The 9,709-nt window shown below is 63.9% G+C and carries 11 protein-coding genes; 5 read left to right on the forward strand and 6 right to left on the reverse strand.

All coding sequences use genetic code 11. From position 1 onward, the window contains the following. The 3 genes from ACXJL8_RS23795 to ACXJL8_RS23805 all read right to left on the reverse strand — a co-directional run. The coding region (locus ACXJL8_RS23795; RefSeq protein WP_456685685.1) for a hypothetical protein at positions 1–255 on the reverse strand (255 nt) is incomplete at its 3' end. A 326-nt stretch (positions 256–581) separates the two neighbouring features. Beyond that, positions 582–1,343 carry an outer membrane protein gene (locus ACXJL8_RS23800; RefSeq protein ID WP_456618874.1) on the reverse strand — a complete coding sequence of 254 codons (762 nt, stop codon included), beginning with the start codon at positions 1,341–1,343 and terminating at the stop codon, positions 582–584. Between the two features lie 143 nt (positions 1,344–1,486). After that, a complete protein-coding gene (locus tag ACXJL8_RS23805) occupies positions 1,487–2,239 on the reverse strand; it encodes an outer membrane protein (RefSeq protein WP_456618875.1) in 753 nt (250 codons plus the stop codon). A 62-nt stretch (positions 2,240–2,301) separates the two neighbouring features. On the opposite strand from ACXJL8_RS23805, the gene ACXJL8_RS23810 reads away from it, so the two are divergent. After that, positions 2,302–2,451, forward strand: a complete 150-nt coding sequence (locus ACXJL8_RS23810) for a hypothetical protein (protein ID WP_456618876.1) — start codon at positions 2,302–2,304, stop codon at positions 2,449–2,451. A 22-nt stretch (positions 2,452–2,473) separates the two neighbouring features. On the opposite strand, the gene ACXJL8_RS23815 is transcribed toward ACXJL8_RS23810, so the two are convergent. Together ACXJL8_RS23815 and ACXJL8_RS23820 are read right to left on the reverse strand one after the other, a co-directional pair. Further along, complete coding sequence (locus ACXJL8_RS23815; RefSeq protein ID WP_456685686.1) at positions 2,474–3,163, reverse strand: outer membrane protein; 690 nt, start codon at positions 3,161–3,163, stop codon at positions 2,474–2,476. 249 nt (positions 3,164–3,412) lie between these two features. Then, the gene (locus tag ACXJL8_RS23820; protein WP_456618878.1) at positions 3,413–4,180 is read right to left on the reverse strand and encodes an outer membrane protein; all 768 of its coding nucleotides are present in this window, start codon (positions 4,178–4,180) and stop codon (positions 3,413–3,415) included. Positions 4,181–4,632: 452 nt separating this feature from the next. On the opposite strand from ACXJL8_RS23820, the gene ACXJL8_RS23825 reads away from it, so the two are divergent. Next, positions 4,633–5,127, forward strand: coding sequence for a single-stranded DNA-binding protein (locus ACXJL8_RS23825; RefSeq protein WP_456618879.1), 495 nt, complete (start codon positions 4,633–4,635; stop codon positions 5,125–5,127). Between the two features lie 11 nt (positions 5,128–5,138). Here the strand turns inward: ACXJL8_RS23825 and ACXJL8_RS23830 are convergent, their stop codons facing one another. Further along, positions 5,139–5,489 carry a low molecular weight protein tyrosine phosphatase family protein gene (locus tag ACXJL8_RS23830; RefSeq protein WP_456618880.1) on the reverse strand — a complete coding sequence of 117 codons (351 nt, stop codon included), beginning with the start codon at positions 5,487–5,489 and terminating at the stop codon, positions 5,139–5,141. Between the two features lie 294 nt (positions 5,490–5,783). Here ACXJL8_RS23830 and ACXJL8_RS23835 point away from each other — a divergent pair, with 294 nt between their 5' ends. From ACXJL8_RS23835 to ACXJL8_RS23845, 3 genes are all read left to right on the forward strand, one after another. Then, positions 5,784–6,182, forward strand: coding sequence for a DUF2306 domain-containing protein (locus ACXJL8_RS23835; RefSeq protein WP_456618881.1), 399 nt, complete (start codon positions 5,784–5,786; stop codon positions 6,180–6,182). A 168-nt stretch (positions 6,183–6,350) separates the two neighbouring features. Then, positions 6,351–9,092: a DNA gyrase subunit A gene (gene gyrA / locus ACXJL8_RS23840; protein WP_456618882.1), complete on the forward strand. Its 2,742-nt coding sequence runs from the start codon at positions 6,351–6,353 to the stop codon at positions 9,090–9,092. Between the two features lie 33 nt (positions 9,093–9,125). After that, positions 9,126–9,709, forward strand: a 584-nt coding sequence (locus ACXJL8_RS23845; protein WP_456685687.1) for a substrate-binding domain-containing protein, incomplete at its 3' end; no start/stop codon positions are given.

A 9,709-nucleotide genomic window follows, 5' to 3' on the forward strand; every position in this document is an offset into this window, starting at 1 on the left:
CATCATCTCCAGGAACTGGCGGGCATAGGCCGAGAGCGACTCGACGTAGCGGCGCTGGCCCTCGGCGTAGATGGTGTCGAAGGCGAGCGAGGATTTGCCGGAGCCGGACAGGCCGGTGAACACCACGAGCTTGTCGCGGGGAATCTCGACGTCGACATTCTTGAGGTTGTGCTCGCGCGCGCCACGGATCGTAATTGCGCGCAGGTGTGATCCCGCGTTCTGTTGTTGGCGCTTCGCCTTGATCACTTCATCCATCCTGGTGGTCCTCAAGGAATCCCAACGGCGCGCGATCGCGCCAACGTTGTAGGCGCGCTTTGCCCGGAACCGGGATCGGCGCCGATGGGTATGGCAGCGAACGTAGGAAGAACGGCGACGGATTTCCAGTGGGACTTGCGAATCGTCAACGGATTGTTGGCGCGCTGGCGGCATCTGGCAGTAGCAGCTGCGATCCGGAACAGACGAAGGGCCGGCACGAGGCCGGCCCTTCGTTCGCATTTGGCTGCGGATCGCATCATCCGCGCTTGAGCAGGACCTTGGAGGAGTCCTTGGGGGTCAGTATTTGGGGGGCAGTATTTGGGGGGTCAGTATTTGACGACKACCGGGCCGCCCCAGCGGTAATTGACGCGGATCAGGCCGACGTCGATGTCCTGGCCGATCCGGTCGCTGCGCGGGAGCAGGCCGCCGGCCAGGGTGGCGAATTCGGCGTTGTGATGGCCCAGGAACACATGGTTGTATTCGCCGCCGACCGACCAGTTCTCGGCGAAGCCGTATTCGACGCCGATGCCGACAGTGTAGCCCCAGCGCGTCTGGTTGACGCTGTTGAACGCGAAGGCGGCGGGCGCGCCCGGAAAGAACGTGTCGTATTTGTCGTGGGCGACGGCCGCGCCGGCCTTGCCGTAGAACAGCAGGCTGTTCACGGCGTAGCCCATCTGGCCGGTGAAGAGACCGAAGCTGTCGATCTTGGTCTGGTTGGTCAGCGGCGCCAGCGCCACGCTGACATTGCTGCCCTTGAAGTCGGCCCAGTTGCCCTGGCCCTCGACGCCGAGAACCCAGCGACCCCTCTGCCAGCGATAGCCGACCTGACCGCCGACCGTGCCGCCGCCTGCATTGTGGCAGCCTTCGCCGACGGCTGGATCGACGGCGACGCCAAGTGCATTTGTCACGCCCCAGCAGGCATGGGCCCAGCCGCCGCCGCCATTGATGCCGACATAGACGCCGCTCCAGTCATAGCCGAGGACGGGCGCCACCGGCGCCTTGGGGTAGAGGGGGAGATCGGCGGCACCGGCCGGCGCGACCGCGCCGAATGCGAACAGGCTGACCGCGGTCAGCATCCACGTCTTCATGTTACGTCCTCAACTCGCCGAAGCCATTCKCGGACGCCTTGCGCGCCTCACGACTCCAAGACGGTTGGGTGCACGCTCGCGCGAAAACAAAAAGGCCGGCGCGAGGCCGGCCTTTCGTAACGCGATGGCGTTGGAAGCGAAGCTCAGTACCTCGCGACGACGGGGCCGCCGAAGGTATAGTTGACGCGGACGGTGCCCATGTCGACGTCCTGCTTGATACGGTCGATGCGGTCGTTGACGCCGAGAACCGTGAACGAGTTGTTGCGGCTGCCCATGAACAGATGGTCGTATTCGATCGCCACGGACCAGTTCGGCGCGAAGCCGAACTCGATGCCGGTGCCGACCGCGCCACCCCAACGCGTCTCGCTGGCGCTGTCGATGACCACGCCGCCGAACAGGCCGTCGTACTTGGCGTGGGTGACGGCGGCGCCGCCCTTCACGTACCAGAGCACGTTGTTCCAGGCATAGCCGACCTGGCCGGTGAACAGGCCAAGCGCATCGATCTTGGTCTGGTTGACCAGCGGCGCGAGCGCTGCCGGCGAACTCGTATTCGAGCCCTTCAGATTGGCCCAGTCGCCCTGGGCTTCAAGGCCGAACACCCAGTTGGCCGACTGCCAGCGATAACCGACCTGGCCACCGACGAGGCCGCCGGTCGCATTGTGGCAGCCCTCAGCCGTGACTGGAATTGCGACGCCGAGGACCGTGTTGAGATCCCAGCAATTGCGGCTCGAGGCGCCGCCGCCGTTGATGCCGATATAGAAGCCCGACCAGTTGTAGATCGAGGCCACAGCAACGGGCGCCTTGGTGTAGGGGCGGGCCGCCAGATCGGCCGCCGAGGCGGGAGCCAACGCGCTGAGTGCGAACAGACTGGCCGAGGCCAGCAAAACCTTCTTCATTTCGATTCCCCAGTTCCGTTTCTTTTGGTCGCCTTCCGCACGGCGGAAGAGCAGTGGACCCAATGACCCAACTGATGTCATTGCCTTACACCATTGAAGCCAAAGGTTGTGTCACCGGGGTGCCACAGCTCCCACGAAAACGCCGGGAAGCGGTTCGCCTGGATCTGCACGCGCGAAAACAAAAAGGCCGGCGCAAGGCCGGCCTTTCGTAACGCAGTGCGTTGGAGGCGAAGCTCAGTACTTCGCGACCACCGGGCCCCCGAAGTGATAGTTCACGCCGACCTGCACGGTGTGGAAGTTGAGCGTGCCGGTGGGGAGAGCGCCGGAGAAGTAGGTCTCGCCGCCAAGGCTGCGATAGAGATACTCGCCCTTGACCGACCACTGCGGAGCGAAGAACGCCTCGACGCCCGCGCCGACGGTCCAGCCGGAGTGCCACTTGCTGTCCGACGCGGACACGCCGAGCGCAGAGAGGGTGATCTTGTTGTCGATCCAGGCGTAGCCGCCGGTGCCGTAGAACAGGACCTGGTTGACGGCGTAGCCGATGCGGCCGCGCACGGTGCCCATTGCATCGGTCTTCGAGCTCGCGGTCGCGGTTACAACGCCGAAGCCGGGGACAACGGTGGCGCCGGTGACCGAAGCGCTGACGTCAGCCCAGCTGCCGTCGGCCTCGATGCCGAACACGACGTTGCCGGTCTGCCAGTTGTAGCCGGCGGTGCCGCCGACGAAGCCACCCTTCATCTTCGGGTCGCCCKAGCCGTTTTCCCAAGCGCCGCCACCGACGATACCGAGGTAGAAGCCGGTCCAGTTGTAGACCGAGGCCACAGCCACCGGAGCCTTGGTGTAGGGGCGCGCAGCAAGATCGGCGGCCGAGGCCGGAGCGGCGAGTGCGAACAAACAGGCCGAAGCCAACAAAACTTTCTTCATTTTCAACTTAATCCCAGTCCCAGTTTCTGTTTGTGCCTTCCACGATCGAGAAGGGCATCGGACGCTCTGGTCCAACTGACGTCGTGCTTACACCAGTGAAGCCGCAAGTTGTGTACCCGAAAAGACACAGCAGATTGGAAATGTCGCGGTGGCTGACCTATTGTTCCGGCCGTGCGCAGCAACCGGCTGTGCGCAGCAAAAAGGCCGGCGCGAGGCCGGCCTTTTATCCTGAGTGATATCAGAGCGATATCAGTACCGCGCGATCGCCGGGCCGCCCCAGCGATAGTTCACGCGGACGAGGCCGATATCGACGTCCTGGCTGATTCGCTCAGACCGTGTGAGAGCGCCGAGCGGCGCGGCGACGAAGTTGCCGGAGCCGGTGAAGTTGATGGTGCGGTTGCCGAGGAAGATGTGATCGTACTCGAAGCCCACCGTCCAGTTCGGCGCAAACCCGAACTCGACGCCGGCGCCCACGGTGCCACCCCAACGGGTTTCGTTGGCCCGGTCGAATTCGAGGCCGGTGACGACATCGTAGCTCCGATAGCGGTCGCCGACGACAGCGCCGCCGCCCTTCACATAGAGCAACACGTTGTTCCAGGCGTAGCCGATCTGGCCAGTGAACAAACCGAAGGCGTTGATCTTTGAACGATCGCGTAGGCCGGTCACCGCGCTGATGTTGTCACCGGAGAAGTCGGCCCAGTTGCCCTGGCCTTCAAGGCCGAACACCCAGTTGGCCGACTGCCAGCGATAGCCGACCTGGCCACCGACCGTGCCGCCGGTCGCGTTGTGGCAGCCCTCGCCGACCAGCACGCCGCCGCCCAGATCGAAGTCCCAGCACTTGTGGCTCGTGCCGCCGCCGCCGTTGATGCCGATGTAGAAACCGCTCCAGTCGTAGATGGTGGCGACCATCGGCGGCGGAGCCTTGGTGTAGGGACGCGCGGCCATATCCGCCGCGCTCGCGGGAGCCGAGAGGCTCAATGTCACTGCACCGATTGCGCCGATCAAAATCTTATTCATTGCAGTCTCCCCAGTTACAACCGCCTCCTGGAGGTCCCCGAAGCGGCTAATCAAGGCGCGACGCCCATATGAACTTAATTCCGAGGCAACCGTAGCCCAATCAAGTGGCAGAGTCCGTCTCCGAAATACCACACTCGCGACGCAACGGCAGCGCCTCTAACTTGATGAATGTTAAGTGGTTTTTGTCGTTCGCGGGAACCTGAAAAGGTTCCATCCGGTGCCTTGCATTGTCGCTGCACATTGACGCCGTCTGGCCTGCACCGCGACCGCCAGTTTCGCAAGAACAAATCTGGAACAAGCTTCAGGCCGATGCTATATATGGGGATAACCTGAGGGGTGACGGGCTGACCGGCCCTCGCAAGCGTATAGGGTCGCCAACAGGGTGGCAGAGGACCGCGGGCGCGCGGGCCCGGCCTTTTGAAATTCAGTGGCATTTGGAATGGAGAGCGGCGATGGCGGGAAGCGTCAACAAGGTCATTCTGGTTGGAAATCTCGGGAAGGATCCGGAAATCCGGCGCACCCAGGACGGGCGGCCGATCGCGAATTTGAGCATCGCGACCTCGGAGACCTGGCGCGACAAGAACAGCGGCGAGCGCAAGGAAAAGACCGAGTGGCATCGCGTCGTGATCTTCAATGAAGGCCTCTGCAAGGTCGCCGAGCAGTACCTGAAGAAGGGCGCCAAGGTTTACATCGAGGGCGCGCTCCAGACCCGCAAATGGACCGATCAGAGCGGCGTGGAGAAGTACTCCACCGAGGTCGTGCTTCAGGGCTTCAACTCGACCCTCACGATGCTCGATGGCCGTGGCGGCGGGGGCGGCGGCAGCTTCGGCGAGGAGCCGGGCGGCGACTTCGGCTCCAGCGGTCCGGTCAGCAGCGCGCCGCGCCGTCCGGTGGCCGCCGGCGGCGGTGGCCGCAACAGCGACATGGACGACGACATCCCGTTCTGAGGCTTGCCGTTCTAAGGCTTGGGAATAGCCGGTGCTGGTCGTGAGAGGAAACGGCCGGCGCGGCTTTCAAGTATCCGGATCAAGATGGGATCCATGAATTCATAGTCGTCCGGAATGTCGAGGCAGATGACCCGCTTGTTGTTCAGGCTGGAGCGGAATTTCCGGTTCAGCTTGTTACGGTGGGTCTTCTCCATGACGAAGATGATGTCGGCCCATTCGACCTGCTCGGACGACAACGACACGGCCGCGTCGTTCGAGATGCCCGCAGAGTCGGTCTCGACGCCTGGCCAAGTCGAAAAGACTTGTTCAGCGGTCGGGCTGCGGAGGCGATTGGCGCTGCAGACGAACAGGACGTTGGTCACTTTGACCACTCCAGGGGAGGGACCGGGAAAGCCCGATCGATCTGGTTCTAGATACACGCCTTTTGGTGGCTGGCGGAATCCCGTCCTGGCGTTGGCCAAAAGGGGCGCTTCACCCATCAGAGTTACGGGCTGGCGTAGAGCGGCAGGATTTCTTACCAATTGACGGGTCAAGCTCGGTTTTCCGGGCTTGCCTCATGTGCTGCCTCAAGTCTTTGACGGGCTGCGATGTGAATGGTATTAACTTAATGTTAATCCTATTCACATGGACTGGCTGTCGATCGGAGGAAGCCCCGCATGAGCTTTGCACCGCTGCTTGAGGCCGCCCCGGCCATTCCGCTGCATGCCTTCGCCGCCATGGCCGCCTTCGTGCTCGGTCTCGTCCAGTTTGCAGCTCCCAAGGGCACGCTGCCGCATCGGACGATCGGCTGGATCTGGGTGGTGCTGATGGCGGCCGTGGCCGCATCGTCGTTCTGGATCCACCAGATCCGCCTGGTCGGGCCATTCAGTCCGATCCATCTGCTCTCGATCTTCACACTGGTGATGCTGCCGCTCGCGGTTTGGCGGGCGCACACCCACCGCGTCGCCGATCACCGGCGCATCATGATCATGACCTTCGTCGGCGCGCTGGTGATCGCGGGCCTGTTCACGCTGCTGCCCGGGCGGATCATGAACCGGGTGATTTTCGGGGCGTAAGAGGCGGTTCCGCCCGGCTCGTTCCGGCCCCGTCAAAGGCGGTGCCGCGGAGCGCGTAAGTCTCTGGAAAAACAGTCGGAAAAAGCGCTTCCCTGAACCTCGCAAGGGTGGTTATGAGGGCTTCGATGCGCTATATGATTCCCAGATAAAAMCTCACCGGATTCCCCTTTGGCTGACGACGACAACAAGCCCGGCGACCAGCCGGCGCAACCCTCGGACATTCGCCCCGTCTCCATCCTCGACGAGATGAAGAAGTCCTATCTCGATTACGCCATGAGCGTGATCGTGGCGCGTGCGTTGCCTGATGCCCGCGACGGCTTGAAGCCGGTGCACCGCCGCATCCTGTACTCGATGCACGAGCAGGGCCACACGCCCGACAAGAAATACGTCAAGTCCGCCCGCGTGGTCGGCGACGTCATCGGTAAGTATCATCCGCACGGCGACCAGTCGATTTACGACGCCATGGTCCGCATGGCGCAGGACTTCTCGATGCGCGTGCCGCTGATCGACGGTCAGGGCAATTTCGGCTCGGTCGACGGCGATCCGCCTGCCGCCTATCGTTACACCGAAGCGCGACTGACCAAGTCGGCGCTGGCCCTGCTGGCCGATATCGACAAGGACACCGTCGACTTCCAGCCGAACTACGACAACAACGAGACCGAGCCCTCGGTTCTTCCGGCCAAGTTCCCGAACCTTCTGGTCAACGGCGCCGGCGGCATCGCAGTCGGCATGGCCACGAACATTCCGCCGCACAATCTCGGCGAGGTCATCGATGCCTGCGTGGCGCTGATCGACAATCCCGCGCTCACCATCGACGAGCTGATCAACATCGTTCCCGGACCGGACTTTCCAACCGGCGGCATCATTCTCGGGCGGGCGGGCATCCGCGCCGGCTACCACCTGGGCCGTGGCTCGGTCGTGATGCGCGGCAAGGTCACCATCGACACCATTCGCAAGGAGCGCGAGGCGCTCATCATCACCGAGATCCCGTATCAGGTGAACAAGGCGACGATGGTCGAGCGCATCGCCGAACTGGTCAAGGAAAAGAAGATCGAGGGCATCGCCGACCTGCGCGACGAATCCGACCGCGACGGCTTCCGCGTCGTCGTCGAATTGAAGCGCGACGCCGTGCCCGACGTGGTGCTGAACCAGCTCTACAGATTCACGCCGCTGCAGACGAGCTTCGGCGTCAACATGGTGGCGCTCGACAGCGGTCGGCCGCGGATCATGACTCTGAAAGACCTGCTCGCCATCTTCGTCGACTTCCGTGAGCGGGTCGTCACGCGGCGCACCAAGTTCCTGCTGAGCAAGGCGCGCGACCGCGCGCATATCTTGGTCGGCCTGGCGATCGCGGTGGCCAACATCGACGAAATGATTCGCGTCATCCGCACCTCACCGGATCCGACCGCGGCGCGCGACACCCTGATGTCGCGCGACTGGCCGGCCCGGGACGTCGAGGACATGCTGACCCTGATCGATGACCCGCGCCACCGCATCAGCGAGGACGGCACCATCCGGCTGTCGATGGAGCAGGCCAGGGCCATTCTCGATCTGCGTTTGCAGCGCCTCACAGCACTCGGTCGTGACGAGATCCGCGAAGAGCTCGACACGCTCGCCGGCGAAATTGCCGATTATCTCGACATCCTGCGTTCGCGTGCCCGCGTGCTCGACATCGTCAAGACCGAGCTCGCCGAGGTGAGGGCCGAGTTCGCGACCCCACGCCGCACCGTGATCATCGAGCAGGAAGGCGAGGTCGAGGACGAGGACCTGATCCAGCGCGAGGACATGGTCGTCACCGTGTCGCACGCCGGCTACGTCAAGCGCGTGCCGCTGTCGGCCTACCGGGCGCAGCGCCGCGGCGGCAAGGGCCGCGCCGGCATGCAGACCCGCGACGAGGACTTTGTCAGCCGCCTGTTCGTGGCCTCCACGCACACGCCGGTTCTGTTCTTCTCCTCGCGCGGCCAGGTCTACAAGGAGAAGGTCTGGCGGCTGCCGATGGCAGCGCCGAACGCGCGCGGCAAGGCGCTGATCAACATCCTGCCGCTGGAGCAGGGCGAGCGCATCACCACCATCATGCCGCTGCCGGAGGACGAATCCACCTGGGGCAACCTCGACGTGATGTTCGCCACGACAGGCGGCAATGTCCGGCGCAACAAGCTGTCCGACTTCGTCGACGTCCGCCGCTCCGGCATCATCGCCATGAAGCTCGACGAGAATGAAGCGATCGTCGACGTGCAGATCTGCACCGAGCGCGACGACGTGCTGCTGACCGGCGCGGGCGGCCAGTGCATCCGCTTCCCCGTCACCGACGTGCGCGTGTTCACCGGGCGCACCTCGATGGGCGTGCGCGGCATTGCGCTTGGCGAGGGCGACAAGGTGATCTCGCTGGCGATCCTGCGCCATGTCGAGACCTCTTCGGACGAACGTTCGGCGTACCTGAAGATGCGCCGCGCGGTCGCCGGCGAAGCCGCGGCCGAGGAGCCGGCAGCTGACGCCGAGGCCGAGGAGACCTCCGGCAGCTTCCAGCTTCCGCCGGAGCGCTATGTCGAGATGTCGGCGGCCGAGCAGGTCGTGCTCACCGTCTCCGTCAACGGCTATGGCAAGCGGACCTCGTCCTACGAGTACCGCACGACGGGGCGCGGCGGCAAAGGCATCGTCGCCATGAGCGTCAACAACCGCAACGGCAACCTGGTCGCGTCCTTCCCGGTGGAGGATGCTGATCAAATCATGCTGGTCACCGACAAGGGCCAGTTGATCCGCTGCCCGGTCGAGGGCATCCGCATCGCCGGCCGCTCGACCCAGGGCGTGATCGTGTTCGACACCGCCGAGGACGAGCACGTCGTCTCGGTCGAGCACATCACGGAAGAGGCCGAGAGCGGCAACGGCGAGAACGGGAATGGTGCGCATTAGGCGCGGCCGAGGCTAGTATTGGGGGGACGTGCCATGCCGCGATGCATTGCTTGCCTGTTTGCTGTCCTGGTCACCGTCACTTTGGCGACGGGGGCAGCGGCTGCTGATGTCAAGGTGATGATCTCGGCCGGGTTCTTTGCCGTGTACGAGGAGCTCGGTCCTGCATTCGAGAAGTCGACGGGGCACAAGCTCGTCACCACGCGCGGGCCTTCGATCGGCGATTCACCGGAAGCGATACCGACGCGTCTGTCCCGCGGCGAGGAGGCCGACGTGGTGATCATGGACGGCGTCGGCGTCGATCTCCTGGACCAGCGGAATTTGACGCGACYCGGCAGCCGGATGCCGCTTGCGGAATCGTTCATCGGCATGGTGGTTCGTGCCGGGCAACCCAAGCCCGACATCAGCACGGTGGATTCGCTGCGCAAGACGTTGCTCGCGGCCAAGTCGATCGCCTATTCGGACAGCTCCAGCGGCACCTATCTGTCGACAGTCGGCTTCAAGAAGCTCGGTGTCGCCGACGAGATCGCCGGCAAGACTCGCAAGGTACGCGGTCCTCCCTCAGGTGAGCCCGTCGCTGCCGTCGTCGCCCGCGGAGAGGCGGACATAGGTTTCCAGCA

This window comes from Bradyrhizobium sp. P5_C11_2, assembly GCF_054049755.1.